This window comes from Hymenobacter sp. FMD4 (genome assembly GCF_058932745.1).
Genome location: NZ_JBZYWH010000009.1, coordinates 92,304 through 119,202, shown reverse-complemented (window position 1 = coordinate 119,202; position 26,899 = coordinate 92,304). Strand labels below are relative to the sequence as shown.

Genomic DNA, 26,899 nt, shown 5'->3' with positions numbered 1-26,899 from the left:
CGTGCCTGAAACATTCTGGCAACCGACAACTAACTGAATTATGAATCCCTCCGCTACTCATTTGCTGGGTTATGGCCGTGTGGCTGCCGGCGCGTTGTTGCTTGCATCCCTGGGGTTGGCGTTGCCATCGGCAGCTCAAAACCGGCCCGCTGCGCCACCTGCCGCTGCGCTGCCGCAAGCAGCCCAGAGCGGCCCCTGGTCATTGCAGCAATCGGTGGATTACGCGCTGCAGAACAACCTGCAGGTGCGCCAGAGCCAGCTGTCGGCAGAGCTAAACGAGGCCACCTTACGCCAAAGCAGGCTCAATCAACTGCCAACGGCCAATGCCTCGGCCTCCCAGAGCTGGAACTACGGTACCAACGTCGATCCGCTGACGTTTACCTTCCAAAACATTACCACCCGGGCCAACAACTTCTCGGCCAACGCCCAGATTAACTTGTTTTCGGGTTTTCAGGTTCGCAACAGCATTAAGCGCAACGTCCTCGATTACGAGGCCTCGGTGCTGGATATTGAACAGGCTCGCAACGACCTGTCGTTGAACGTGGCCTCAGCTTACTTGCAGCTGTTGTTGGGCGAAGAACTGGCGCGTGCCAATGCACTGCGCATCAACTCGGCACAGCAGCAGATCGAGCGTACGCAAAAGCTGTTGCGCGCCGGCTCAGTGGCTGAGAGCAACCTGGTGGATGCCCAAGCCCAGTTGGCCACCGACGAGCTGAACCTCGTGACGGCTCAAAACCAGCGCGACCTAGCTCGGTTGCAGCTTATCCAACTGCTGAACCTGGATGCTGCCCGGGCAAGCGACTTCAGCATCGTGGTGCCCAACCTGCCGGACCCGGATGAAATGCCCGGGCTGGATCAGGACGTAAACGGCACCTACCAAACCGCGCAGGCCACCCAGCCGCAGGTAAAAGCAGCCGATCTGCGCGTGCAAAGCGCCATGCGGAGCGTGGAAGTGTCGCGTGGGGCGTACTACCCCCGTCTTACGTTTGGTGGGGCCATCTTCACCGGTTACTCCTCGGCGCGCTCCTCGCGCATTCCTACCGGCGACTCTTCGTTTGTGTTCCTGCCGGTGTTTCAGTTTGCGGGCGGTCAACCTTCGCCGACCAGCTTTGCAGCCGGTTTCCCGCAGCAGAATTTTGACATCCGGCCTACCAACTTTACCGATCAGGTAAAAGATAACCTTGGCAAGCAGATCAGCTTCAACCTGAACATCCCCATTCTGAACGGGTGGCAGGCCCGTACCAACGTACAGCGTTCGGTAATCGGGGTGAAGCAGGCCGAGCTACGGGCCGAGCAGACGCGCCTGCAATTGCGCCAGACGATTCAACAGTCGTACGCCGATGCGCTGGCTGCTCAGCGCCGCTATACTTCTAACAAGCGGCAGGTGGAAGCATTGTCTACGGCGTACCGCAACGCAGAAATCCGGTTCAACAACGGCCTGCTCAACGGCACCGACTTCAACATCGCCAAGAACAACCTGTCGGCCGCCGAGTCGTCGATGATTCAGGCAAAGTACGAATACATCTTCCGTCGCAAAGTGTTGGAGTTCTACCAAGGCAAGCCGCTGAGCCTCTAGTTATTAACTTATTTATCTTAACAATGAACAACGCTCTTTCGCTGCTTACTCGCTATGGGTGCGGCGGCTGGGCGTTGTTCATTGCTTTTTTTTGGCGGATAATTGCCCGCTGATCATAGCTAAACTGATCGTTCTCATGGCCAACAACCGCTTGTTGTTCATCCTGCTCGGCGTCCTGATTCTGGTCGTCGGCGGAGGTATTTTTGCTAAGAAACAAGGCTGGATCGGTCAGCCCACTGGCACCGAGGTGCTGATTGCCAAGGCCGGCCCAGCCAACATCATCGAGAAGGTGAGTGCCTCCGGTAAGGTGCAGCCTGAGACAGAAGTAAAGATTTCAGCCGACGTGTCGGGCGAAATCACGGAGCTGTACGTGAAAGAAGGCGACTCTGTACGGAAGGGGCAGTTACTGCTGCGCATTCGTCCGGACAATTACCAGGCGATGGTAAACCAGCAGTCGGCTGTGGTAGGCACGCAGCAGGCCAATGTGGCGCAGTCTCAGGCGCGGCTGCAGCAGCTGCAGGCCAATGCCCGCCAAACTGAGCTGAACTTCCGCCGAAACGCTTCGTTGTTTAAGCAAAAGGTAATTTCCCAGGCCGAGTACGAGCAGTCGAAAGCCGCCTACGAATCGTCGCAGGAGGAAATCAACGCGGCACGGCAGAACATTCGGGCGGCCCAAAGCACGGTGCGCTCGGCACAGGCTTCGCTGGCCGAAGCCCGCCAGAACCTTACGCGCACTACCATCTATGCCCCGGTAAGCGGCACCATCTCCAAACTCAATGCCGAGCGCGGTGAGCGGGTAGTAGGTACCTCACAGATGGCCGGCACGGAAATCATGCGCATAGCCAACCTCAACTCCATGGAGGTGCGCGTGAACGTGAATGAGAACGACGTGAGCAACGTGGACCTCGGCGACTCGGCGGTGGTGGAAGTGGATGCGTACGCCTCGCGTAACATCAAATTTCGCGGTATAGTCACCAGCATAGCCAACACGGCTAAAGACGCGCTGACGGCCGAAGCCGTAACGGAGTTCGAGGTACGCGTGCGCCTGTTGCCCGATTCGTACCGGTCCTTGATGCGCACGGTGAACAACCGCTCCGTAGTGCCCTTCCGCCCCGGTATGACGGCTTCCGTAGACATCATCACCGATCGTAAAAACAACGCCCTAGCCGTGCCGCTGGCCGCCGTAACGACGCGCTCCGACAGCGCGCTGGCTAAAAACGACAAAGGCGAGGGCAGCGGCGGTATTCGGGTAGGCCGGGGCCGCGGTGGCAGCGCCACTGAAGAGCAAGCCAAGCCGAAAGGGGACATCGAAGAAGTCGTGTTTGTGGTGCGCGGTGGTAAGGCCGTGCTGACGCCAGTAAAGACGGGCATCAGCGACTTCGACAATATTGAAATTGTTTCGGGTGTCAAGGCCGGTGATGAAGTAGTGAGCGGTCCATTTCGGGCAGTTTCAAAGACGTTGAAAGACGGCGCTACGGTAGTTGTGAAAGATGCCAAGTCACTGAACCGGGCCGCTTTAAAGGAAACGGAGGAAGAAGAAGATTAAGCTTTATCGCCAAGTCATGCTACTGCCGAGAGGCCGGGACCAGGAAATTTGGTCCCGGCCTCTCGCTTTTTTTGCCTAAAATCGGCCCACAGTAGCGCAAAACTTGGTTTGTGACCCATTGCGAGAACCAAAATCAAGGTGCTTAGCGGGTCAGATCTAATTGCCGATTGCTCCGCCGCATCACCTAAGCGTCGCGCTACTTCGCCCTCACATTGCATTCCCGTGGAAAAAATTGCCATGATTGGCGGCGGCTCCTGGGCCACCGCGCTTACCAAAATCCTCTCCGAAAACGGCGCCCGCGTCAGTTGGTGGCTGCGTCATAAGGAAGATGTGCAGCACCTGCGCAGCACGCGTCACAACCCGCGTTACCTCTCGTCGGTAGCTTTCGATCTGACGCGCGTTTTTCCTTCGACCGACATCGACGACGTCGTGAAAGAGGCCGATTGGATTGTGCTGGCCGTGCCGGCGGCTTTCGTCAAGGAAGCCCTTGATAAGCTCGACCGGGACGCGTTCAAGAACAAGCGCATCATTTCGGCTATCAAAGGAATGGTGCCGGGGCGCAATGAACTGGTGACTGATTACGTGTGCGAACGGTTCAAGGTAAACCGCGACCGGCTGGGCGTGGTGGCCGGCCCATGCCACGCTGAGGAAGTGGCGCTGGAAAAACAGAGCTACCTCACCATTGGCTCACCTGATCTGGCCCTGGCGGAAGACTTTTGCCAGTTGCTGCGGAACCGCTATGTGAAGTCACATGCCGCCGCCGACCTCGACGGCATCGAGTACTGCGCCGTAATGAAAAACATCATTGCCCTGACCTGCGGCATTGCGCACGGCCTGGGTTACGGTGATAATTTTCAGGCCGTACTGGTGGCCAATGCCGTGCAAGAAATCCGCCGCTTTCTCTACGCCCTCAGCCCGCAGCCCCGCGACCTGTCGGCCTCGGCCTACCTCGGCGACTTGCTGGTGACGGCCTACTCGCAGTTTTCGCGCAACCGCACCTTCGGCAACATGGTGGGTCGTGGGTACTCCGTAAAATCGGCCCAGATGGAGATGAACATGGTGGCCGAAGGCTACTACGCCGTCAAGAGCATTTACGAAGTGAACAAGGACTTGCGCGTGAACATGCCCATCACCGCCGCGGCGTACCACGTGCTGTATGAGAAGATTGCGCCGGCCGTGGAGCTGGAAATCCTGAAAGAAAAATTCAAATAGGAAGGGTAAGCTCCGTATTTGCCAACAGGTTTGATAATGGTATGGAGGCCATAACGCCAATTGCCAGCAAGCGAGTCGGATGGATTCTTTTCTATCTGGGCTGGATTGGGTTCTTCTACCTGAGCAATGACCAATGGCTGCGACAAGCTCCTAATATTCATCTAGGGGCTAAAGCCTTTACTGGGGCAGTGTTTTGGGGTGGAATGTTTATAGTATTCGGCCGTAAGCATCCCAAGCGTTGGGTAAACATTTTTAAGTTCATGTGGCTCGGGGCTGCTGTAGTCAGCATATGTCTGCAACTGTACTTGATCTATCAGGTGCAGGTGGCAGAAGGCGTCCGTTGAGTAGAGCGTTGCCCAGTGAGCAGCAACCTCAGATGCGCATTCCCCGAATACCTGATGAATCACCTTCAATGAAACCACATGGCCTTCTGGGGACACCGCAACTTCGACAACGACACCGCCGCCGACTTCGCGGGCGACTTTCGCAACCATCCGAACGAGGCTATGCTGCTCGGGGCACTGGCCATGGTAGCGGAAATGGAGGACGATGAGCTCATCGACGCCAATGATGCCAGCGAAGCACTGGCGGCGGCGGAAATTGTGGCAGCTATCCTGGGCAAACCCACGCGGGACTTCCCGGCCGACGTCATTCCGGTAATCGTGAAAATGAACCCCGGCGAAAGCGAAGACCTGCGCGAGCTGGCGCAGCAAGCCGTGACGGCCGTGCTGCGCAAATCGGCGCTACAAGAGCTGTGGGCCAAGAAGGGCGAAGCAGCCGAAGGTTGGCAGCAGGTGCAGCAGGAACTGCTGGAGCGACTGAAAGAACAGGAGTAGTTATGCATTGGCTTGCACTGGCGCTGCTGACGGCTTTCGCACTGGCACTGTACAACTTCTTTATCAAGCTGGCCTCGGAACACGTACCCGCGGCCGTAGGCGCTGTGGTTCTGCAACTCGTGGCTGCTGCCCTGGGAGCAATGTGGCTGCTGAAACTAAAGCTGCAGGGGCAGCCATTGCCGATGTCCAGCAAGGGGCTGTGGCTAGCGGCGCTGGCGGGACTGGGCGTTGGCCTGGCCGAAATTTTGACGTTCGTTGTGTTCAGCCGCGGCGTGCCGTCGTCGGTGGGTACACCCGTGATTGTGGGCGGCTCGGTACTGCTCACCGCGCTGCTGGGGCTGGTAATACTGCGCGAAGCCCTGACGGTGCCTCAGGTGCTCGGGCTGCTGCTGATTGTGGGCGGTATTGCACTGCTGGCGCGCGGGCACTAGGTCGCGCCTTCCGGTCCTGTGCAACTGCTGGTAACCTCAGACCCCATGTAAGCAGGTGAAAAGGATGAGTCTATCCAGCTTTTCAAGGCCACTTGCACTATTCCTGTTCGACCGTCAACTTGCGGTGCAGGCGGATGACGGTGATGATTTCAAAGAAGCCAGTGGAAATGGCCCACAAAGTAATTAGGTACAGCAGCAGGAGCGAGGTTAGGCCCGACCATGCCATCGCTGCAACACCGGCCACGATACTGATTACTTGCTAGATGAATAGAATCTACTCTGCGCGTGGTATTTGAATCGTAGGCTTGCGTCCAGAATGGAGCCGAGCATCAAAGTAGAATTTTAGCATAGGCATAAAAAATAACCAGATTTGGATTGGAAAGGCGAATCGGTTATAAAAGCACTGTGTAGCGTTTTTCTTTCAAAGTCATGAGTGTCAGGTATCGATGCTGAGCGCCTCATCAATAACCCGTTACAGGCCTAGGCCGTACCTTCGCCGCACCGCTCCTTTCTTTCCCACCCACAAAGCTCCGGCGCCGTTGGGCGCTTTTGTCTTCAGCCTTTGACTGGGTAATTGCATATGCTTTCGTTGACTTTACCAGGGCAGCTTGCCCCGCGCACGCACCGCTTAGCGGTAGCGGCTTGGTTTTTTTTGCAAGGCCTCATTTTTGCCAGTTGGGCATCCCGTATCCCAACTATTCAGCAGCGCATGGGCATCACAGATGCCGCGCTCGGGCTTATGCTGTTGTCGTTGCCGCTGGGGCAGTTGCCTTCGCTGCCGTTTTCGGGTTGGCTGATCCATAAGTTTGGCAGCCGCCGTACCGCGATTGTGGGGGCACTGCTATACAGCACTTGCTTGGTGGGCTTGGGATGGGCTCAGCAGCCATGGCAGCTAGCGGCTTTCCTAGTGATATTCGGCTTCACGAGCAACCTGATGAACATCTCCATTAACACCCAAGCGGTGGGAGTGGAGGCTTTGTACCAACGGCCCATCATGGGCTCATTTCACGGTATGTGGAGCCTCGCCGGCTTTACGGGGGCAGCCATCGGTACAGCCATGATTGGCTGGGGCATTGTGCCGCAATATCACTTTCTGCTAATTCTGGGGCTGATTCTGCTTGGGGTGGTGTTGAGTGCGGGGGCCTTGCTGCCGCCCGCGGAAAGCGACGACGCGGAGGAACAACCTTTGTTCGTGCTGCCCGACCGCACTTTGCTCGGCCTAGGGGCACTGGCTTTTTGCGCGCTTATCTGCGAAGGTGCTATGTTCGACTGGAGCGGCGTGTACTTCAAGAAAGTAGTGCAGGCCGAAAAGGCTTGGGTAGGAGCCGGCTATACGGCCTTCATGAGCACCATGGCCCTCGGCCGCTTCGGTTCTGATTGGCTTACGGCGCAGCTCGGGGCCAAACGAGTGGTGCAGCTGAGCGGGCTGCTTATAGCGGCGGGCCTGCTGATTGCAGTGTTGTTTCCGTCGCTGTGGCCGGCACTGCTGGGCTTTATGCTGGTGGGATTTGGTACCTCGTCGGTAGTGCCGCTGGTGTTCAGCGCGGCAGGCCGCTCCCAGGTGATGTCGCCGGGAATGGCGTTGGCGGCGGTGTCTACCATTGGCTTTCTAGGCTTCTTGGTCGGCCCGCCCATCATCGGGCTGGTGGCAGGGGCTACCAGCCTGCGCATTTCCTACACTCTCATCGCGGTAATGGGCCTTTGCGTGGCCTTAGTAGCCTCGCGGGCGAAGCTTTGAGAATATAACATTGTCGTAATCAAGGCGTATGAAAGGTCGGGTTGGTAGCCCAGCTTTAACGCTTCTACCGGTTCTTTCGGAGAATTATTCTCCGAAAGCTCAAACCGGATAGGGGCTTTATGGGTATACATTAGGCAACCTTAACCAGGACGCCAATGGCTACCAACCAAACATCACCCCAAGAAAATGGCCACAAGGGCCCCCAGAACGGTAATGGGCACACGCCCGCCGACGGCACCGGCACCGCTGTGACGGGCACTGGCTCCTCGCACGATCAGCGTACGACGGAGGGCGAAAATGCCCAGACGCTGACCACCCGTCAAGGCCACCCGCTCACCAACAACCAGAACATCCGGACCCTGGGAAACCGTGGACCGGCCACGCTTGAAAACTACGCCTTCATTGAAAAAATCAGCCACTTCGACCGGGAACGGATTCCCGAGCGCGTAGTGCATGCCCGTGGAGCCGGCGCCCACGGCGTATTTGAAGCTTATGGTACCGTAGGCAGTGAGCCGGTTGCAAAGTATACCCGTGCCAAGCTGTTTCAGGAAAAAGGCAAGCAGACGCCCGTTTTTGTGCGCTTTTCCACGGTAGGTCACGGTGGCCACTCGCCCGAAACCCTGCGCGACCCGCGCGGCTTTGCGGTAAAATTCTACACCGAAGACGGCAACTGGGACTTGGTGGGCAACAACCTTAAGGTGTTCTTCATCCGCGACGCGATGAAGTTTCCGGACCTGATTCACTCGCAGAAACCTGACCCGGTAACTAACCGTCAAAGCGGCGAGCGGATTTTTGACTTTATCTGCAACACCCCGGAAGCCATGCACATGGTGGCTTTCCTGTTTTCGCCCTGGGGCATTCCGGCTAACTACCGCCAGATGCAGGGCTCGGGCGTGAATACCTACAAGTGGGTAAACGCACAGGGCGAGGCCGTGCTGGTAAAATACCACTGGGAGCCGCTGCAAGGCATCAAGAATCTCACGGCTGCTGAAGCCGAAGCCATCCAGGCCAAAAACTTCAACCACGCCACCCAGGACCTGTTCGAGGCCATTGAGCGCGGCGATTTCCCGCAGTGGGAACTGTGCGTGCAGATCATGTCTGACGACGAGCACCCGGAGCTTGACTTCGACCCGCTCGACGATACTAAGATCTGGCCCCAGGATCAGTTCCCTTTCCTGCCCGTGGGTAAAATGACGCTGAACCGCAACCCCGAAAACTACTTCGCCGAAGTGGAGCAATCAGCGTTTGGTACCGGCGTGCTAGTCGATGGCCTCGATTTCTCCGATGACAAAATGCTGCAGGGGCGCACCTTCTCGTACTCCGATACGCAGCGCTACCGCGTGGGCACTAACTATCTGCAGCTGCCCATCAACGCTCCGAAAAAACACGTGGCTACCAACCAGCGCGACGGTCAGATGGCTTATCACGTGGACGCAGCGCCAGGGCAGAACAACCACGTCAACTACGAACCTAGCTCACTGAACGGCCTAAAGGAGGCGCCCCGCAGCGCCCCCGACCACATGCCGCAGTACAGCGGCCGCGTGATGAAGCAAACCATCGACCGGCAGAACAACTTCAAGCAAGCCGGCGAGCGGTACCGCTTACACGAAGACTGGGAACGTGACGACCTGATCAATAATATGGTGGGGGCCTTGGCCGATGCCAACAAAGTAATTCAGGACAAGATGATCGAGCTGTGCACCAACTGCGACCCTGATTGGGGTAAGCGCCTCGCCGACGGCATCAAGCAGGCCAGCAGCGGCAAACAAGCACAAGGCGGTAATCAATACAACGAAGGCCAGCAACTGCAGGCTGTGGAGCAAGCCGAGGTGCAAGGCCACGAAGCCAAGCCGTACTAACGGTTAGCTATTTTTTTCCACGAGTAGAAAAGGCCGGACAGAAGTCCGGCTTTTTTTATGTTGACAGGTCAAAGGAGCCTCTCCCTGATAACCAAACTTAAAAGGGGTTGCATCACGCCTATCACATAAAAAAGTGGGCTGAATGCTGAACACAGGTGCGTGCATACATGCATGTGCGATTGTGGCTCGTGTGGTTTTGGCGGTCCTTTGGTATGGTCTTCGCCCAAGGTGTAAGAGCCTTGATTCCACTCCTCCTCGTACCGCACTGCCATGAACCAGGTCGCACTGATTTTACTGCTGCTGTTCTTCGCTAGCCTTCCTTATCAGCAGTCATCGGCTCAAACCGGCTCGGCTGGAAGCCAACACGCCACATGCGTCCTGCTTGCGGCTGAAGCCGAGCCCTCACCACTAGCGGTGGCGCTTGGGTCCATTGCGCGGCGCATCCCCGGTAGTGCGCGGGCGTCTGCTGTGCGGGCACTAGCTCGCTTGCTGCGGGCTTACACCGAGACTCCCCAGCCGCTGATCGTCAACACGCAGATTGCAGCCATCGGACCACGCCCTGGAGGGTATAGCGCTTAGGGTTTGCAGTTGAGTAAATAAAACGTCAAGCTGTTCCCCGGCGATGAAAGAAACTTTCATTTGGATACGAGCAGCTGCAGCCAAGCTGGCTATAGGCTAGCCAAAGGAACAGCGCGTCAAAAGCACCCCAGACGAGTTACTCTTTTCACTGATTTCGCTTATCAGCCCTGCACCCCAAAGCCAAGTTTCTCCAACTCTTCATACACCCGGTGCACCGGTAGGCCCATTACATTAAAGTAAGAGCCTTCCAGCCGCGTCACGGCTACCAGACCTATCCAATCCTGCGCTCCATACGCACCAGCTTTATCAAGCGGGCGGTAGTTGCGCACGTAATAGCAAATTTCAGTTTCGCTGAGCGGACGAAAATGTACACGGGTCTGATCGGAGAAAATTACTTCCTGGCCTTCGCCGGTGAGCAGGCACACGCCGGTGTATACATCGTGGGCGCGGCCTTGCAACAGCGAGAGCATTCGGATGGCTTCGTCCTCGTCGGCGGGCTTGTTCAGCACTTGCTCATCGAGGCACACAATGGTGTCGGCGGTCAGCAGCACGTCGCCGGGTTGAAGCTCGTCGCGGTAAGCACTGGCTTTGTGAGCGGCTAAAAACTCAGCTATTTCGGCTCGCTGCAGGTGCGCCGGAAAGCTTTCGTCGACGTCCTTCAAGCGCACTTCGTAAGCGAGACCCAAATCGGTGAGCAACTGGCGCCGACGCGGGGAGTTAGAGGCTAGGAGTAAACGGGGCATAGGGCACGGGCTCGTTGTCGTGGATGCTGGTGAAGAGCAGGCCACCGAGGGTTTTGGGATAGAAGAAGGTGGATTTGGGCGGCATCACGGCGCCGGAATGGCACACGCGTTCCACTTCATCCATGGTCACTTCATTGGTGATAAGCGCGGCGCGGGCCTCACCGGTGTCTACGCGCTTCAGGCATTCCGCAAAGTTGCGCACGTATACCACGCCCGACCAATGGCGTTGAGCCTCGGGGCCAACTATGCCCAGTGCCCGCTCCAGCACGAAGTAATGCATTACCGTCAGGTCAAGAGCTTTGACCTCCGGAGTGGTGTCCCAAGCGAGCAGGGCGTGCGCTTCGGGGCGCAGCCGTAGCTTGTACGGTTGCCCGTTCAGGTACAGGCCAAAGGCCCATTGCTTGCCCGCAATCAGTTCGGGTAAGGCGAAGGCATCTTCCCGCTCCGTCACCACAAAGTAGGGGACTAGGCGCTCCAGAAACTCCCCATCGGTCAGGCCCGCGGGAAAGTCCAGCAGCAGTCGGTGCGTGGGCAGAATGCGCAGGTCGTCGGACGCCGCGTTGGTGAGGTACATGAGATGGTAGTGCCAGGGCTCGTGGCCGTTGTGATGCGGATCGGCGCTCATGCGCGACTGGCGGTATACCAAGGAGCCTTCGTAGCGGTGATGCCCATCGGCCAAGATTATCTGCTTCTCGGCGAGCACCTGCTGAAAGCGCCGAATAACCGCGGCATCCTGAATGACGGCCAGCACGTCGCGGGCGCCTTGATAATCTTCTTCCGTTTGGCAGAGCGGGTCCTGAACTGCCTCGTCGAGGTAGCGTTCCAACTCGAAGGTTTCGTCGCGGTACAGGCCGTGGGTAGCGCTGGTCTGAAACTGCGTGCGGGCCAGCAACTCCGCGCGGTCGTTCACGGCACCGGGTAGGGTATTTTCGTGGCGTAGCACCACATTATCGGCCCAATCATAAGCCCGGATGTGGCACATAAAGCCTTTCCGACAAAACTCGCGGGTGCTCCCGGGCAAACGGAAATACTGATAATACACATAGATACCCGGCAGCGCATCCTGCTCCACCACACCACTCTGTTGCCACTCGGTAAGGCGGCGTAACGCTTCCCCGGTCGGGTCGGCGCCTTCACGCGGCACCGAAAGATGAATGCTGTTCAGCGGGTTACGGTACAGCGCCTCCCGCTGCTTCGCCGATACCACGTCAAACAGCGGCGAGACATAATCATCAATGCGTTGGCTTAACTCGGGATTGTAGCGCCAAGCCCGTACGGGTTGTATTTCGGCCATTTATTCTATTGGAAAGGAGAAATCAAAAATTTAAAAATGAAGCAAGGTTGACCCTAACTGGGCTGGCTCGACCTTTTTAACTGCTCACTTTTGAATTTTTAGATTGACTCAGGGAGCTAAGCGGCTGCGCTGCCAGCCGTCATCGGTGCGTTCGTACAGCAGTCGGTCGTGCAGGCGGGAGGGGCGGCCCTGCCAGAATTCCACGCGCGTTGGACGTAGCACGTAGCCACCCCAGTGGGGCGGGCGGGGCAGTGGTTCCTGATCGGCGAAGCGTTCGGTGATTTCCAGTTCGCGCTGCTCCAGTTCTTCCCGGCTGCTGATGGGCTGGCTTTGCGGCGAGGCCCAGGCCCCAATTTGACTGCCGCGCGGTCGGCTTTGGAAATATTCCGTCGACAAGGCTTCCGAAGCCTTTTCTACTAGGCCCTCTACCCGAACCTGCCGTTCCAAGCCAGGCCAGAAAAAGGTTAGGGCGGCATTGGGCGCCTGCGCCAAGTCCTGGCCTTTGCGCGAGTCGTAGTTGGTGTAGAACAAAAAGCCTGCATCGTCGGGCAGGCCTTTAAGTAGCACCACCCGGGCAGAGGGCTGGCCCGCAGTACTCACGGTGCTGAGTACCATGGCTGTCGGCTCGTCCACTTGCGCTTGTAAGGCTTCGTCGAGCCAACGGCGAAACTGCCGGAGGGCATCGGTATCGGCAGCGACTTCGCTCAGAGCTTGTTGGGCGTAGGTTTTGCGCAAATCGGCCAAGTGTTGGTCTTGCATAGTGCAGGTGGGGATGGACGTGCAAAAGTAGCGGCAAAATCCGGCCTGGCACATTCGGCATTGCGTCACCGAGGGCAGCAATTTTGAGGAAATTTTTTTCGCCCCTGACAGAACATTCAAGTGGTAAAGCCGGTCACAGTTGGAACCTGCAGCACCCTTGCCAACGTAAGTCAAAAACGGCTGGGACTTGCGGGACATGGTTCTTCGTTCATCTTTGCGGTGCACCCAGGCGCCAGTGCCTTTCTTTGTTTCACTTCAAACCCTGCCCCGACATGTCTACTCTGCGCAGCGGCAGCCTCCTGATTTCGCAACCCTTTCTGGGCGACCCCAACTTTGAGCGGTCGGTGGTATTGCTGTGCCGCCACGACGAGGAGGAAGGGTCTTTCGGCCTGATGCTCAACCGGCCTACTACCGTCAACCTGGGTGATGCCATGAGCTTGCCCGGCGAAGACGAACACCCCGCTGCTGGCTTGACCTTGCACGTGGGCGGGCCCGTGCAGCCCGATACATTGCATTATCTGCACCGCCGAGCTGATATTCCCGGCGCCGAGCCGCTGGGCCCGGATGTCTACTGGGGCGGGGACTTTGAGGTATTCCTGGGCCTGATAGCGTCAGGGGAGTTGACCGAAAATGATTTGCGCCTGTACGTGGGTTATTCCGGCTGGACTGCAGGTCAGCTAGCCGGCGAAGTGCAGGAAAATACTTGGATTGTCCATCCAAATGCTGCCGGGAAAGTGTTTACTTTGACTACTGATGCTTTCTGGCAGGCTATCTTGCGCGAAAAAGGCGGGCGCTACCGCGTCTTGTCCAACTATCCCGTTGATCCGCGCCTAAACTAACCGACCCCACGCCTGCCCGGCCCGATCCAATTGCGGTCAGCCGGGCTGCTTTGTTGAGAGAAACATGCTACCTGAGAACGAGAATACCGCCCCCAACCGCCCCGATGAGAATTCAGATTCGCCCATGAGCATTCTGGAACGTCGGCTGGCCGAAATCGCGCAGACGCGTCAACAACCTGACGCTTCCGCTGCCGATGCTGCTTCGCAACAACCCGCTACCACGCCGCCCGCCGCTGCTGAGCCCTTAGTGCCCCAACCCGCTGAGGTAGGCATGGCGGTGCCCTCGGCTGCCGATGTTCCTGTACCGAGCATAGCCAACCCCGATATTGAAGCCGATGCCTCGCCTTCGGCCCAGCCCGCTGTGGCCTCGGTAGGAGGCTCCGAAGTTCCGGCCGAGCCATCGGCCCCTGTCGAAACGTCGGCGCCCAGTGCCGCGGAGCCTACAGCGCCTGCCGGTACCATCTACACCGAATCTACTCCCGTGCTGCCTGCCCCCGGCGCTGGCTTGGAAGCTTCCCTTGAGGCTACCACCCCAGAGGCCCATTCGTCGGCCTCGCAGCAGCGCGCCGAAGCGCATTACGGCCACGAAGGCCCTGGAGCGGTAGCACATGCTACGGAGTCAACTGAAGCTCAACCGGAACCTGTCGCGGTAACTTTACCGGCTCAACCCTTGGCCTCTGCAGAGGATTTGGAAACCAATCCGGCTCCGCTGGCGGCTTTACCGACTTCGAACAACGAATCGGCTTCGCAAGCGGCGGCATCTGCTGCGCACGAAGACGAAGAAGAGTACGTTCCCGAAACCCCGGCTCCGGATTTTGCCACGCTAGATATTGCGGCTCAAGGAACGTACATCCTGGAATTGCTGCGCCGGCCCGATGCCCGTCAGAACCGCAAGCAGATCCACGACTTGCACCGGCAATATGAGCAAGGCGTAAACACCGAGCGTACAGCTGCCCGGCAGCGTTTTGCGGAGGCTGGCAACGAGGCAGATACGTTTGACTTCAGTGGGCCGGAGGGCTACGCCGAGGTAAACAAGGCCATGCAGGATTACCGCGAAGCCCGCGTACGCGACGCCAAGCAGGAAGACGAGCAGCGCGTCCAAAACCTCGTGCACAAGCAGAACCTGCTGACACAGCTGCGGCAGCTCGTGGAATCGGCAGAAACCAAAGACAGCTCTGCTCGCATCAAAACGCTGCAGGCCGAGTGGAAATCCACCGGCCCCGTGCCGCAGCAGCAAGCACAGGAATTGTGGAACAGTTACCACGCCCTGCTGGACATCTATTACAACAACCGCGGGCTGTTCTTCGAAATGAAGGAGCTGGACCGTCGGCGCAACCAGGAAGCCAAGGAAGCCCTGATTCAGCGCGCCGAAGCTCTTTCGCAGCAGCCCAGCATCAACAAAGCCCTAACAGAGCTGCGGCAGCTGCACGAAGACTGGAAGATCGTCGGCCCAGTGCCCAACGAGATGCGTGAGCCGCTGTGGCAGCGTTTCTTGCAGGCTTCCGAAAAGGTGCATGAGCGGAAGCGTTCCTTTATGGATGCGCGCTCGGCTCAGGAGAATGCCAACCTCCAGCGCAAGCAGGAACTGCTAGCGCAGATCATCCCGTATGGCGACTTCAAGACGGAGCGAGTAAACGAGTGGCGCGCCAAAACCGACGAGCTGCAAGCGCTGAAGGAGCAATGGGATGCCGCCGGCCTTGTGCCGCGCAGCCAGGCCGAAACCATGAACAAGCAGTTCTGGGGCGCCTACAAAGGCTTCTTCCAGCACAAGAACCAGTTTTTCAAAGCTCTCGACGAGGAAAAAGCTCGCAACCTGAAAGCCAAAATCGCGCTGTGTGAGCAGGCCGAAGCGGCGCTCGAAAACCCGAACTGGGAAGAAGGCCGCGAAACGGTGATTCGGGTGCAAAAGGAGTGGAAAGGCATTGGCCGAGTGCCTGAAAAGCAATCAGACAAGATCTGGCACCGCTTCCGCACTGCCTGCGACGCGTTCTTTGAACGCAAGCAGCAGGAGTCACGTCAGCGCGAACAGCACATCCAGCAGTTGTCGCAGGAGCAGACGGCCCGTCTGGACCGCATTGCCTCCCACGTAGGCTCGCTTACGGCCGACAACCCCGGTACCCTGGAAGGGCTGCAAGCCTTGGTAAGCGAATGGAGCGAGGGCGATACGCAGCAAGGCGGCCGTCGTGGCAGCGCACAGGCCGAGGAGAAATTCCTCGATCTGATGGGCAAGTACATGAGCACCATTCCCGGGCTGTCTTACCAGGAGCGCGAAGATCAGCTGTTCCAGTTGCAGGTGCAACGCATGAAGTCGAATCCCGACGCGCAGCAACTGCTGTACCGGAAGGAGCAGGGCCTACGCCGCGAAATCAACGAGCTCGAAAATGATGTGGCTACGTTGCAGACCAATCTCGACTTCTTCGCTCGCTCGAAAAACGCCGGGCAGTTGCGCGAGGAGTACCAAGGTCGCATCGACGAGACCAAGCAGCGCATCGAGCGGCTAAAGCGCCAGCTGCGCGTGGTACGCAGCTAGTCTGGCCAGTCCGAAAACGACAAATGCCCAGCCATGAGCTGGGCATTTGTCGTTTTCGGACTGGCGATTTGCAAGCGGCTTGAAACATGAAAAAGCTCCGCAGTTTAGCTGCGGAGCTTTTTCGGTTGCTGAATCTAGGCAGCGCTACTGCTTCACGATCATGCGGGTAGAAGTGTGCTGGCCATCCGTGGCGCGCAGAACATAAGTGCCAGCGGTAAGACCTTGCATATCCACAGTAGTGCGACGGCCGGGCTGCAGCTTGGCTTGGCGCACCGGGCGGCCCAGCAGATCGTACAGCGTGGCTTCGGCGGCGGCGTCAGCCTGCACAGTGAGTTCTTCGCGGACAGGGTTGGGGTAAGCTGTCAGACCTGGTAGGGCCGTTTGCGCCGATTCTTTTGCTGCGGTTATCACCCGTTGTCCCTGGGCATACCATATGCCCCATTTGGCATCAGGAATGAGCACGGTGGCAGTGCCCGAAGGGGTTAGTTTATCGGAGTTCAGGTTGGTCACCGCAACCACCGTGTCGCCGCTGCTATTGAACGCTGTAAACAGCATTTTGTCGTCGAGCTTGCTGTAGTTAGGCGTGCCCGGAATGGCTGAATTGCTAAAGATGGTGCCTTCGTCGCCGGTTTCCAGGTTTACTGCCAGTACTGAGAAGGGGTGAGTGCCTGCACTTATGTCAAGCATGTCGAGCGCCATGATGTTGGGCGAATTCTTGGACAAGACCGGGTTGCCGATGCTGATGCCCGTGGGCAGATTCTGCACCAGCTTCTGAATCTGGCCATCGCCCCAAGTATTGCCGGTGCGGTTCCAAGCCCGCAGGAAGCCGATGTCCCAGAAGTCGATGGACTGGCCTTGCGAGTTGCGAATCACATTGTAGGAGTCATACAACAGGTATTCGCCAGAGTAATCCCATTCCAGGGCATCGGCGTACAAAACGCCGGTGCCGCGCGTACCGGCCGAGGTGGGGTTGTACAGTTGGTACTTTACACTTTGGCCATTGACGAGGTTGAACACGTAGATGGCCGTATCTTGGGCCGTGGTTACCGCCGCTAGCTTGGTGCCGTCTTTGGAAATGGCCACGTTGTGCCACACGGGCTGATTTTGTAGCACCGTTTCGCTAACGTTCGGGCTGAGCTGCAGCAGCCGCAAGCGGTTTTGCGCATCCACGAACACGGCTTTATCACCGGCATCGGTTACGCTGGGTTTGGACTTCGCTTCGGTATTTGACAACCGCAGGAAGTTCTGGCCCGCGGTGTTGCTGCGGTAGAACGTGCCGGGTACGGTGGGGCTGGTGTCGTAGGAAAGAATGTAATCCTGGCCGGGATTGGTGGGCAGCGTGTTAGTGGGGGGCTGCGAGGTGCCGGCCGTGATGCCCACCGCATCAAAGGCAGCTTGCAGCGCGGCTACATCGGCCGAGCTGGCGCCGTAGAGGTCGGTAGCGGCCTGAATGGTGCCCAAGCGCAGATCCAGAAACTGCGACGAACGCGTGAGGTAAGTAGTGAGGGCTCGGTACCAGACTTGCTCGGCATGCTCGCGGCCCATGGCCGTGGCAAACTTATAGAACGCCCAGTTCACGATGCCGCTGTTGATGTGCACCCCGCCGTTGTCCTGGGTGCCGGTGTACAGCTCACTCATATGGCGGGGCTGGTAGCCATTGTCTGCCAAGCTGCTGCCGCCGTTGTGCGGGTCTTGCATGGAGCGCAGGGCACCGCTGCGGAAATACGAACTACGCACCACATCTTCGCCGATCAGCCAGTCGCTGCGGTCCAGCATCGAACCGAACACATCGGCCATGCTTTCGTTGAGCGCCCCGCTTTGGCCCTGGTATACCAGATTGGCCGTTTTTTCCACCACGCCGTGGGTCATTTCGTGGCCGGCCACGTCAAGGCTGCCAGCTAGCGGGGTAAAAGCAAGGTTGCCCTCACCGTAGGCAATAAAACGTCCGTTCCAGAAAGCGTTGTCGAGACCCGTGCCGTCGTCGTCGGCCAAACGCACGATGCTGATCATGGTGCCACCGTTGCCGTCGAGGGAATTGCGGTTGAAGGTGGTGCGGAAGTAATTGTAAGCTACCGAGGCGTTGTAGTGAGCCGACACGGCCGAGCGGTTATTCCAGCTGTTGTTGGTACTGCCGACGTGGGTAATGTTTGGGCTTGTGGGGCGAGAGTTGTTGGCATCCAGCGTGAACAGAGCGCCTACTGGCTCATCGGGCATGGTTGAGCGCCCGAGGTTGAACATCGGCTGGGCCCCATCGATAAAGTAAAACCGGTTGTTCCACTCGTAAGTGTTGATGGTGCGCGTCGTGCCGCTCAGGTCCTGGGCCTGGGCCGTGTGGGGGCCGTTGGCAGAGCAAGACGTTTCGTGCTGCCGCAGCACAGTGCCGGTACGAGCATCAACCAGCGTTTCCCAGCGTTCCAGCAGCGTCGGGCGGGTGGTTACGTGCCAAGCTAGAATGGGGGCTGCGTAAGGCTCGGGATGGTACACTACCAGATCCGTGATGGGAGCCGAATAGTCGAGCAGGCGTTTTGCATCGGCGGAAAGCTGCACGACGTGCGTTTTGCTTCGCAGCGCTGTTTCAGCATGTGCTGCCGCACTGGTGTTGCTTATGGCAGGAGTGAGGTCGGTAAGCGAAGAGGGAGAACGATAATGCCGGCCCGAAAACCGCACCGGCTGGCCGTTGGCATCCAGGTGAACCACTACTTCGGAGCCGTAAACGGGTACTCCCCGCCAATTCTGGCTTAGGCGAATGTGGGTTTGGCCCAGCTGGTCGCGCTCCACATGACTTACCCGAAACTCCTGGTCAGGCTGCTGCACCTGCAATTCGGCTTTCAAGTCAGTCAGAAAGGCTAGGCTACTGGCCTCCGGCGTTTGACTGTTGCGCTGCTGAGAGTTACTGGCTTGGGCAGTAGCACTGATAAAAACAGGCAGCCCCGACTCCAAGTCGCGCCACAGCCGAATGGGGCCGAGGGCGCTGCCAGAGGCGGTAGGCCGGGCCAGCGAGTGCAGCCGGGCCGACACATCAGCCCGCGGACCGGTACTGCGTTCCAGCTGCGCTGCGCTGGCCCCATTTAGTTTGCCGGTGGTACGCAGCACAGCCGTGGGCGTAAGTGTTCGGTTGGTTGCTTTCAGACGGGCAGCGGATGTTTGGCCATAGGCCACACCGAGCACGCTGCTGGCCGACAGCAAGCCGGCCAACGCTAAGGTTGGTTTCATAGGTAGTAGGATTGGGAGTAGAAAAAACGCTATGGATGCGGCGTTAGGGCTGTTTTTCGGGTAACAAGGCCTGTAGGTCGCGGTAGAGTAGGCGTGCCTGCTTTGGAGCTACGAAGCCTGCCTGACCCCAGGCAATGTGCACCTGACGCCCCGCGGCTGTACTGCTTTCGATGAAGGAGTAGTAGTTGCCCGGTTGCACGAATTCCAGGCTGTCGGCCGGCAGGCTATCTAAGCGGCTGAAACAAGCCCGAACCTGATCGGCTGTGGGTGCGGGCAAATTCCGCTCAGGTTGGGTGGTATCCGATAGCACCGTCACACGCCGCGTCAGCTGACCCTTGCTGGTGAGCATGTAAGTAGTAACTGCGCCTGTAATGCCGCCGCCCTTGCCGAAGCGCAGCGTGCGAATACTCGTCGGCGGAGTAGCTACCGGTCTCTGTCTCGTAGTTTGGGGAAGTTGCTTGCAGCTGCAAGCAATGAGTAGGAGCGTAGCCCCAATCGGCAACAGGAGTGATGATTTCATCCGGACGCGAAGCAAAGAATGGGTATGACAAAGATTCGCGGTTAACCGGCGGCTCACAATCGCACGATGATGTGAGCAATCGATGTGGCTGGCAAAGTCAACCTTTGGTCAGCGGGAAGTCTGCTGCGCCAGGGTTCCGGCTTTTTCCTGGATTGGCACCAGATCTTGCAGCTGCTGGTAAAGTATGCGCACACTGTGCGCAGCCGTAGAATCGCGCCCGCCCCATACCAAGCGCACTCGTTCTCCACCGGAGTTGTACCCTTCCAGGAAATAGTAATGACCACCTGGGTTGAAGAAGCGTAGGCTGTCCGAAGGCAGTTTATCAATGCGACGAAAGACTGCTCGTGCTTGCCGTAATCGTGCTTTGGGCAGCTCGGTTTCGGCCGTATGTTGTGAGGCTAGCCCGGAGCGTTGCAACAGGTTACCCTCGGAATCGAGCGAATAAATGACCCGGTGAGTTGTGTACGAGTTGCCGCTACCGAAACGTAGCGTACGGGTATCGGGCCCCTTGGCTACCCGAGCTTCTGAAGGGGGTGTCGGGCCCGTAAAAGCACGCTGACAACTAGCGGAGGTGCTTAAGCATGCGCAAAACAAGCTGAGGAGTACGAAACGGGTTTTCATAGCGCAGAAAGGTCGGGAGCAGGTTTGCCGCTATGATTTGCGGACGGTACAAAGCTCTGGCGCTCATTCAGCTATTGCAATACCATGATAATGTGCTGATTATGTCTATAATATATAACTCTTCCCAGTGCTGTGTCAGTAGCGGCTGTATTAAAAATGAAGGCCCGCCTCTAAACGTTGGCTTTCAGGAGGCAAGTGTCTTACAATTTTTGAACTGACAAGCGTTACTGAAGATCAGCAGCGTAACGAATAGTGGTTAAGGTCTTTATAAGCCTAAAATGCACAGGATAGGCCCTATTTAGCCCGTTCGAAAGCAACAATCACCAATAAAAAACACGTGCGGGAGTTGCGCTTTTAACTGTGATGCATTAGGTTTGCGCCACAATTAAGGCCTCCTTAGCTCAGCTGGTAGAGCAACTGACTTGTAATCAGTAGGTCGCTGGTTCGATCCCGGCAGGGGGCTCACGCTTTCTAAACGCCCTTGTAAATCAACGATTTGCAAGGGCGTTTTGCTTGGTGTGCCTATCGGTCGTTTTTCTCCCGCGTTTGGCCGTATTTTCGTGCCTATGGCCAACATCAACCGCGTCGAGTTCACCGCTACTTCCATCTACGTGCACCTGTCGGACGGCACCATGCGTTCCGCCCTCTTCACGCAGGCCAACGTGGCATTCCTCTACCACGCCACGCCGCCGCAGCGGGAAAACTGGTCGCTGGAAAATCGAGACAAGGCCATTGCGTGGCCAAGCCTGGGCGAGACGCTGCTGCTGGGCGACAAAAGCGGCCTGGTGCGCTACGTTCCCGAGCGTGTGGCAGCAGCCATCGCCGAAACGGAACTGGTGTAACAGCTGACTTGCTGTTTCCTATTCACATTGCTTTGCCAGCTACACTAAGCCCCTTAACCGCGTTTTGGGCTTGGTGCACCTTCCTGTTTCTACTACGTTCTAACCCGGCTTATGCCTGCTTCTTCCACGCCCCGCCTGTATTTCGAAAACGCCACCGGCCGCTTGCTTGAGCACCCGGCTGGCTACTTGGTAGTCGAGTATAAAGCCGGCCTGCGCAGCCTCCCCGATTTGCAGGCGTTCCTGCGCCACGCCACAAACTTCGTGCAGTTGCGCGGCCTGACCAAGATGCTCAGCGACCAGCGGTACATGACGCCCTTCACGGAGGCAGAGTCGCAGTGGATCGTTGAGTTCTGGTTGGATGCCTACCAAAAGCAAGGGGTGAGTCTATACGGCGCCGTGCTACTGCCGCACGATGTCTTCGCCCGGCTGGCGGTGAACGCGCTGATGAACGACGCCAAAGCCGCGTCCTTGACCTACCGCATGTTCGACAACGAAGCGGCCGCAGTAGCTTGGCTGCAGCAATATTAAGCGCCGAATACAACACTAGAACGGGCTCCTTCGGCCTATGCGTGAATTCGTTCGCCGGCTGCTATGGGGTTGCTGCTACTTGCATCGACCAGCGTAGCCGATAGGCGTTGGCGGGGTGAGCGGCTCACGTCTCGCGGGGGCAATAGCTTAGCACGGGAAATACACTCGGAAGCAGGAGCCTACCCCAATTTCGGTGTCGACTTCGATTTTGCCGCCGGCGTTTTCCACCATTTTCTTCACCATGTGGAGGCCCACGCCCGAACCTTCGACGTGGGAGTGGAAGCGGCGAAACATGGTGAAGAGCGCTGCCTTTTGGTCAAGCGTCAGGCCCAAGCCGTTGTCTTGCACCGCGAGTACGTAGTAGCCGGGCGTAGCTTGGCAGTTGATGCGCACGTGAGGCGGGCGGTCAGGATGGTGATACTTGAGGGCGTTGCTGAGTAGGTTATACACCACTGAGCGAAGGTTCTTGAGCGAGAAGCGGACGGCAGGGCAAGTGGCCAGGTCCACTTCCAGCTGCGCACCCGTCGATTCAATCTGCGGCGCCAAATCCAGGCGTACGTCCTGCACCACATCGGCCAGATTGACCCTTATGGCTTCGCCTTCGAGTTCCTGCTGGAGCTTGGCCACGTCGGTAAGGGTAGCAATGGTTTGGGTAAACCGCCCCGCTGCCTGCAACATCAAGTCCAAGATAAGCAACACCTGCTCACTGGCTAGTGCGTTGGCGGGCAGCTCGTGCCGCAGCGCATGCAGCAGGCCTTCAATGTTGGCGATGGGCGCTTTTAAATCGTGCGAGGCGGTGTAGACGAAGTTGTCCAGATCGACGTTGGTACGGCGCAACTGCTCGTTGGTGGCTTGCAGCTCCGCGTTCAATGATTCAGCCTGGTCTCGGGCCACGCGCAGTTTTTGAGTTAGGCGCTGTAAGGCTTGCTCGGCTAGCTGCCGATCGTGTATGTCGAGCACGGTGCCCACCAAACCCTCGTACTCGCCGGCGGCGTTGAAGCGCGGCAGCGCCGCATCAAGGGCCCAGCGGTACCGGCCGTCATGGCGGCGCAGGCGGTACACGCTCCGGAACGGCACCCGATGGGTGTTGGCGTTGTGAAAGGTGGCGCCAACGGTTTCTGAATCGGAGGGATGCACGGCGTCGAGCCAGCCCAAGCCGAGGGCATCGGCTTCCGTCTGTCCCGTGAACTCATACCATTGCTGGTTAAGGTAGGTGCACTGGCCCTGCGGGTCGGTAACCCAGAGCATAGCCGGTACGTGGTCGGCCATTTGGCGAAAGTACTGCTCGCTTTCCAGCAGGGTTTGCTGCAGGTGCTTGAGCTCGTGAATGTCGATGGCCGCGCCCACCCACTGCGTAATCTGCCCGTCGGTGTCGCGCACGGGTACGGCTCGGTCGAGGTGCCAGCGGTACTCGCCGGTAGCGGCCACGCGCAGGCGCATGTCGGCCTCGAATGGCTGCCCAGTGCTGACGGCAGTAAGCCAAGTCTGCAAGAAGGACGCTTGGTCGTCGGGGTGCACAAACTCCTGCCAGCCCAGGCCCTGGCCGTTGGCCGCGGTGGTGAACCGCTCCCAGTTAGGACTCAAGTACGTGGTGAGACCGGCGGCATCCGCTTCCCAGACCACCATGGGCGTGGTTTCGGCCAGGCGGCGGAAGCGGGCTTCGCTTTGTTGTGCCTGCTGGCGGGTCCGCACTTGCTCCGTCACGTCGGTGGCGAAGTACACCAGCCCGTCAATTTCCCCGCGTGAGTTGCGGCGGGCCTGGCACGTAAAGGAACCGTAGATTTCTTCCGGGGCTTCGTTCTCGTGACGGGCCATGAACAGGGGCATTTCCTGGGCCGAAAACGTTTCGCCGGTGCGGTACACTTGCTCTAGAATGGCAGGCAGGGGCGAGCCGGCCAGCTCGGGCATGGCTTCGAGCAGCGGCTTGCCTAGCAGCTCCCGTCCCGGAAAGACGCGCTGGTACGCCGTGTTGACTAGCTGGTATTTCCAGTCAGGGCCGTCGAAAACGGCAATGGGCAAGGGCGCTTCGGTGTAAAGCGTGTGCAGGAGTTGTCGCTGTTGCTCAGCGGCTTGGTAAGCCCGCACTTGCTCGGTGACTTCGACGGTAAAGGTGATGACGCCGTCGACGCGGCCTTGGGCGTCGAGGCGGGCTTGCTGGATGTAGTTGAAGTATCGGTCTTCAGGTGCTCCTTCCGGGTGGTAAGGCAGCGAAATGCAAACTTCGGACTCCTGGTGAGGTTGGCCGGTGTCGTACACGCGGCGCAGGGTGCGGTAAGCATCGAGGTGGGCTAGCTCGGGCAGGGCCTCCAGCAGCGGTCTGCCCAGCAACTCCCGACCGGGAAACAGGCGCTGGTAGCTGGGGTTGGCCAACTCGTAAACCAGTTCAGGTCCGTCGAGAATGCAGATGGCAATGGGCGCCGCCTGGTAGAGCTGGTGTAGCTGCTGGCGCTGGCGCTCGGCCTGACGACGGTTGCGAACGGCCTCCGTCACGTCGTAGGCAAAGACAGAAATACCCACCGTCTGTCCCTGCTCTTGATAGGCTTGGTAAGTGAAATTAAAGAAGTGCTCCTTAGTCTGGGAGCCGTTGCCTTGGTTGATTTCAAAGCGCATCTCTTGCCCGAAGTAGGTCTCGCCGGTGCGGTAGACGCGGTCGAGCAAGTCTACAAACCCCTGCGCCACGGCATCGGGCTGAACCTCGGCTACTGTGCGCGCGTGCAGCTCGCGGCCCGGAAACAGGGCTGCGAAGGCACGGTTGTGGTAAGCGAAGCGGTGGTCAGGCTCACGCAGCAGGCAGATAGCAGCCGGGGTGTGCTCAAAGATTTGAAACAAGGCCTCGGCAGTCGACCCTGAGGAAAAGTTGGGAGCAGCTGGGGGAACGTGCGGCGGGGGGAGCATGGCAAAGGCGAAGGCAAGCAAGGTACGACGCTCGAATGGCACCCGGGCGAAGTGGTTTCAAGCGCGGGCAATTTTCCCATTGGGAATACGTGACGAAGCTAGGTCAGAAAATACTAGCCTGTTCACATCGAATTCCTGAACAGCTTCGGAGGTACGTCAAACATAGGCACGCAACGCAGGGTTTTCCGCTGCTGTAGATGAGGCGTCACAAAACTCATGGTACGCAAGGTCCGTCTGCAGGGTGGTGGTGGCGCGCATTGTTTCGCTGGCGGAAGGGCCTATCTCTTGGCGATGTACCCGGTGGATAAGACGGGCCTGGGTGCCCTCGGGAGCGGTTTGCGCTGTTGGACTAGCCCAATGGGGGCAGCTGCAGGCCGGACAGACCTTTATTTGCAGGGTGGTTTTGGATGGCTATGGGCGTTAGCTCGGTCGTACAGTGGTGAGCGAGCAGGTCGCGGCAATAATGCTGCTGGTGGCGCACCTGGGCTGCAGTTCAGTCGTCCGTAAGAAGATCTTTCTTACGGGTATCCAATGCAAAAGCCCTAATCTAACCTCGCCCATTCGCGTGGTTGGGTCCGGGCTAATAACGCTAGATGCTGAGCATCGGCAATTATCAGGCAGAAGCCGCTTACGCTCAGGCGGCCACCGGTAACGCACCTCCCGGCTAATGAGGGCGTCGGTACCGCGCTGCTAAGGATGGCGCTTTTAATAGCAGCGGCTGTGGAGCCCGGGCGCGTGGTGGCGTAGGGTGCTACGCCGCTGGGTACGTGCGGTTTCGCCATCGAGGTGCCGTTGTAAGACGAATATGTGTTGTGGGCCGTGGTCGAGTTGATGCCCGAACAGGGGCTCCGATATCGAAGGTGGTAGCACCGTAATTAGAGAACGATGATTTAGCGCGGGAACCTCACTAGCTCATGCTTATCATGTTCGCTTCATGTACGCAGGGTAGGTTTAGGCATCAGCTTTCGGAAGCACCGGGCTACCCATTGCTTTATGAACACGTTGCTGCTCCTGCCCGCCACCCGGCCTGCCCACTGCCAAACCCTGCGGTTTGCGGACCCGGAACCCGCTGCGCCGTTACGTAATCCACTAACACTGCGGTCCGCCGGCGCAGTGCCGCATTCTTCACCGCAAGGCTTGGCTGCCTAATTTCAGCAGGATATGTAACATGTGCTTTCGACGCGCAAATACGGACTGCTGCTATGGCGAAGTCGCTGCCGGTGGCTACGCCGGCAGCAGGTCTGTGGGCTGCCGAACCGCCGATCTAGCCCGGCCTACCTAGGGCACGCCTATCATGTTCGCATCATCTTGGCGCCCTAGGTTTGATTTACTCTTTCACCTCGGCTTTCTAGCAACCAACCTTTTATTCTCACCTCCTTCTTCTTTCATTCCTATGAAAAAGCTCCTCTTCTCCGCCGCCCTGCTGGTCTCCAGCTTACTCGTCTCGGAAGCATCTGCCCAAGCCCCGCAGGCCGATGCCGGCCAAGCCAAACGCGCCGCCCACGCGTCAGCGCCCGGCACTCCGGCCACCAATGGCCAGGTGCAGACCGCCGGCGCCAATCACGGCCAGACTGTTAGCGGCGTAGCTCAGTCCACCACGCTCACCGGGGCTGACAAAGGTGCAGCCGTAAGTGCAGTAGCCAGCCAGGGCCGCGCGGCAGCCCGTGCTCGGAGCACCGCCCGCCGAGAACGCAGCGCACGCGGCGAGCGTACCCGCGGCGGCTCGGCCGGTCGCGGCGCACAGGCCGCCAGCCATGCGGGCCGAGGCCAGCAGCGCGGCCGCTAAGCCCGCAGTCAGGGCCCGGCTGCCCCACGAATTCCACCTATTCGTATGGCAGCCGGGTCCGTTGGCTGGGGTTGACTTGATTGGGACACCCAAATGGTAGTAAATTAGAAGCCAACGCGTAAAAGAGCTTCTTTACGATAATGAAAATTGTATTTTCCCTGTCTCTACTTGTCTTGCCGCTGCTGACGGCGCAGGCGCAAACCCCGGCGGCAGAGCCTCGCGGGGCGGTAGCGCTGCAGCTGCCCACTACTGCACAGCCAGGCCCAGTATTCGCCACCGACCAGCAAGGGCCAGCCACCGAAGCGCCCGTCAAAGCCGTGCCGCAAACCGCTCGCAAGCGCAAGCCGACCCGCGTCGACGAAACCGCTGCCACCGAGCCCGGTGCCACAAGTGAGCCAGCTGCGGCCGAAGCCCGCACGGCCCGCGGGGAGCGGGCAGAACGCAGTGCCCGAGGTACGCGGGGTGGCGTGGAAGCAGGCCGCGGCGCCCGCGGCGCAGCCTCGGGGCGCGCGGCCGGAGCCGGACGCGGCCGGGGCAACTAAGGTCTTTGAC

The 26,899-nt window shown here is 58.6% G+C and carries 23 protein-coding genes and 1 tRNA gene; 15 read left to right on the top strand and 9 right to left on the bottom strand.

Features of this window, described 5'->3' with window-relative positions; all coding sequences use genetic code 11:
* The first annotated feature begins 40 nt into the window (after positions 1–40).
* From AC5FXY_RS10970 to AC5FXY_RS10950, 5 genes are all read left to right on the top strand, one after another.
* Positions 41–1,576: a TolC family protein gene (locus AC5FXY_RS10970; protein ID WP_493556711.1), complete on the top strand. Its 1,536-nt coding sequence runs from the start codon at positions 41–43 to the stop codon at positions 1,574–1,576.
* A 136-nt stretch (positions 1,577–1,712) separates the two neighbouring features.
* Entirely contained in the window at positions 1,713–3,122 is a 1,410-nt protein-coding gene (locus AC5FXY_RS10965) for an efflux RND transporter periplasmic adaptor subunit (protein WP_493556710.1), read from the top strand.
* A 222-nt stretch (positions 3,123–3,344) separates the two neighbouring features.
* Positions 3,345–4,334: an NAD(P)H-dependent glycerol-3-phosphate dehydrogenase gene (locus AC5FXY_RS10960; protein WP_493556709.1), complete on the top strand. Its 990-nt coding sequence runs from the start codon at positions 3,345–3,347 to the stop codon at positions 4,332–4,334.
* Positions 4,335–4,756: 422 nt separating this feature from the next.
* Positions 4,757–5,170: a DUF4259 domain-containing protein gene (locus AC5FXY_RS10955; RefSeq protein ID WP_493556708.1), complete on the top strand. Its 414-nt coding sequence runs from the start codon at positions 4,757–4,759 to the stop codon at positions 5,168–5,170.
* A gap of 2 nt (positions 5,171–5,172) precedes the next feature.
* Complete coding sequence (locus AC5FXY_RS10950) at positions 5,173–5,601, top strand: EamA family transporter (protein ID WP_493556707.1); 429 nt, start codon at positions 5,173–5,175, stop codon at positions 5,599–5,601.
* 97 nt (positions 5,602–5,698) lie between these two features.
* On the opposite strand, the gene AC5FXY_RS10945 is transcribed toward AC5FXY_RS10950, so the two are convergent.
* Complete coding sequence (locus AC5FXY_RS10945; protein ID WP_493556706.1) at positions 5,699–5,845, bottom strand: DUF308 domain-containing protein; 147 nt, start codon at positions 5,843–5,845, stop codon at positions 5,699–5,701.
* Between the two features lie 336 nt (positions 5,846–6,181).
* Between AC5FXY_RS10945 and AC5FXY_RS10940 the strand changes: the two genes are divergently transcribed.
* From AC5FXY_RS10940 to AC5FXY_RS10930, 3 genes are all read left to right on the top strand, one after another.
* Positions 6,182–7,339, top strand: a complete 1,158-nt coding sequence (locus tag AC5FXY_RS10940; protein ID WP_493556705.1) for an MFS transporter — start codon at positions 6,182–6,184, stop codon at positions 7,337–7,339.
* Between the two features lie 155 nt (positions 7,340–7,494).
* Positions 7,495–9,198, top strand: a complete 1,704-nt coding sequence (locus AC5FXY_RS10935; protein ID WP_493556704.1) for a catalase — start codon at positions 7,495–7,497, stop codon at positions 9,196–9,198.
* A 270-nt stretch (positions 9,199–9,468) separates the two neighbouring features.
* Positions 9,469–9,777: a hypothetical protein gene (locus AC5FXY_RS10930; RefSeq protein ID WP_493556703.1), complete on the top strand. Its 309-nt coding sequence runs from the start codon at positions 9,469–9,471 to the stop codon at positions 9,775–9,777.
* Between the two features lie 161 nt (positions 9,778–9,938).
* Here the strand turns inward: AC5FXY_RS10930 and AC5FXY_RS10925 are convergent, their stop codons facing one another.
* The 3 genes from AC5FXY_RS10925 to pdxH all read right to left on the bottom strand — a co-directional run bounded on the left by AC5FXY_RS10925 (position 9,939) and on the right by pdxH (position 12,573).
* Positions 9,939–10,520: a Maf-like protein gene (locus tag AC5FXY_RS10925; RefSeq protein ID WP_493556702.1), complete on the bottom strand. Its 582-nt coding sequence runs from the start codon at positions 10,518–10,520 to the stop codon at positions 9,939–9,941.
* Positions 10,495–11,814, bottom strand: a complete 1,320-nt coding sequence (locus tag AC5FXY_RS10920; RefSeq protein WP_493556701.1) for a DUF1015 domain-containing protein — start codon at positions 11,812–11,814, stop codon at positions 10,495–10,497. Before AC5FXY_RS10920 ends, AC5FXY_RS10925 begins: the two co-directional genes overlap by 26 nt.
* Positions 11,815–11,922: 108 nt before the next feature.
* Positions 11,923–12,573, bottom strand: a complete 651-nt coding sequence (gene pdxH, locus AC5FXY_RS10915) for a pyridoxamine 5'-phosphate oxidase (RefSeq protein ID WP_493556700.1) — start codon at positions 12,571–12,573, stop codon at positions 11,923–11,925.
* A 272-nt stretch (positions 12,574–12,845) separates the two neighbouring features.
* Here pdxH and AC5FXY_RS10910 point away from each other — a divergent pair, with 272 nt between their 5' ends.
* Positions 12,846–13,412, top strand: a complete 567-nt coding sequence (locus AC5FXY_RS10910; protein ID WP_493556699.1) for a YqgE/AlgH family protein — start codon at positions 12,846–12,848, stop codon at positions 13,410–13,412.
* 64 nt (positions 13,413–13,476) lie between these two features.
* Positions 13,477–15,942 (top strand): DUF349 domain-containing protein, encoded by a 2,466-nt coding sequence (locus AC5FXY_RS10905; RefSeq protein ID WP_493556698.1) that lies wholly within the window; start codon positions 13,477–13,479, stop codon positions 15,940–15,942.
* Positions 15,943–16,086: 144 nt separating this feature from the next.
* Here the strand turns inward: AC5FXY_RS10905 and AC5FXY_RS10900 are convergent, their stop codons facing one another.
* The 3 genes from AC5FXY_RS10900 to AC5FXY_RS10890 all read right to left on the bottom strand — a co-directional run bounded on the left by AC5FXY_RS10900 (position 16,087) and on the right by AC5FXY_RS10890 (position 20,296).
* On the bottom strand, positions 16,087–19,155 hold the full coding sequence (locus tag AC5FXY_RS10900) for a M4 family metallopeptidase (RefSeq protein WP_493556697.1): 3,069 nt from the start codon (positions 19,153–19,155) through the stop codon (positions 16,087–16,089).
* Between the two features lie 43 nt (positions 19,156–19,198).
* Positions 19,199–19,504 (bottom strand): hypothetical protein, encoded by a 306-nt coding sequence (locus AC5FXY_RS10895; RefSeq protein WP_493556696.1) that lies wholly within the window; start codon positions 19,502–19,504, stop codon positions 19,199–19,201.
* 279 nt (positions 19,505–19,783) lie between these two features.
* Entirely contained in the window at positions 19,784–20,296 is a 513-nt protein-coding gene (locus tag AC5FXY_RS10890; RefSeq protein WP_493556695.1) for a hypothetical protein, read from the bottom strand.
* A gap of 390 nt (positions 20,297–20,686) precedes the next feature.
* On the opposite strand from AC5FXY_RS10890, the gene AC5FXY_RS10885 reads away from it, so the two are divergent.
* From AC5FXY_RS10885 to AC5FXY_RS10875, 3 genes are all read left to right on the top strand, one after another.
* A tRNA-Thr gene (locus AC5FXY_RS10885) sits at positions 20,687–20,759 on the top strand.
* A 55-nt stretch (positions 20,760–20,814) separates the two neighbouring features.
* Positions 20,815–21,138 carry a DUF2442 domain-containing protein gene (locus AC5FXY_RS10880; protein ID WP_493556694.1) on the top strand — a complete coding sequence of 108 codons (324 nt, stop codon included), beginning with the start codon at positions 20,815–20,817 and terminating at the stop codon, positions 21,136–21,138.
* Positions 21,139–21,249: 111 nt separating this feature from the next.
* On the top strand, positions 21,250–21,666 hold the full coding sequence (locus AC5FXY_RS10875) for a hypothetical protein (RefSeq protein ID WP_493556693.1): 417 nt from the start codon (positions 21,250–21,252) through the stop codon (positions 21,664–21,666).
* Positions 21,667–21,813: 147 nt separating this feature from the next.
* Here the strand turns inward: AC5FXY_RS10875 and AC5FXY_RS10870 are convergent, their stop codons facing one another.
* Both AC5FXY_RS10870 and AC5FXY_RS10865 read right to left on the bottom strand, forming a co-directional pair.
* Positions 21,814–24,561 carry a PAS domain-containing sensor histidine kinase gene (locus AC5FXY_RS10870; RefSeq protein ID WP_493556692.1) on the bottom strand — a complete coding sequence of 916 codons (2,748 nt, stop codon included), beginning with the start codon at positions 24,559–24,561 and terminating at the stop codon, positions 21,814–21,816.
* A gap of 542 nt (positions 24,562–25,103) precedes the next feature.
* Entirely contained in the window at positions 25,104–25,343 is a 240-nt protein-coding gene (locus tag AC5FXY_RS10865) for a hypothetical protein (RefSeq protein ID WP_493556691.1), read from the bottom strand.
* 611 nt (positions 25,344–25,954) lie between these two features.
* On the opposite strand from AC5FXY_RS10865, the gene AC5FXY_RS10860 reads away from it, so the two are divergent.
* Together AC5FXY_RS10860 and AC5FXY_RS10855 are read left to right on the top strand one after the other, a co-directional pair.
* Positions 25,955–26,347, top strand: coding sequence for a hypothetical protein (locus AC5FXY_RS10860; protein WP_493556690.1), 393 nt, complete (start codon positions 25,955–25,957; stop codon positions 26,345–26,347).
* A gap of 140 nt (positions 26,348–26,487) precedes the next feature.
* A complete protein-coding gene (locus AC5FXY_RS10855) occupies positions 26,488–26,889 on the top strand; it encodes a hypothetical protein (protein WP_493556689.1) in 402 nt (133 codons plus the stop codon).
* The last annotated feature ends 10 nt before the right edge of the window (positions 26,890–26,899 follow it).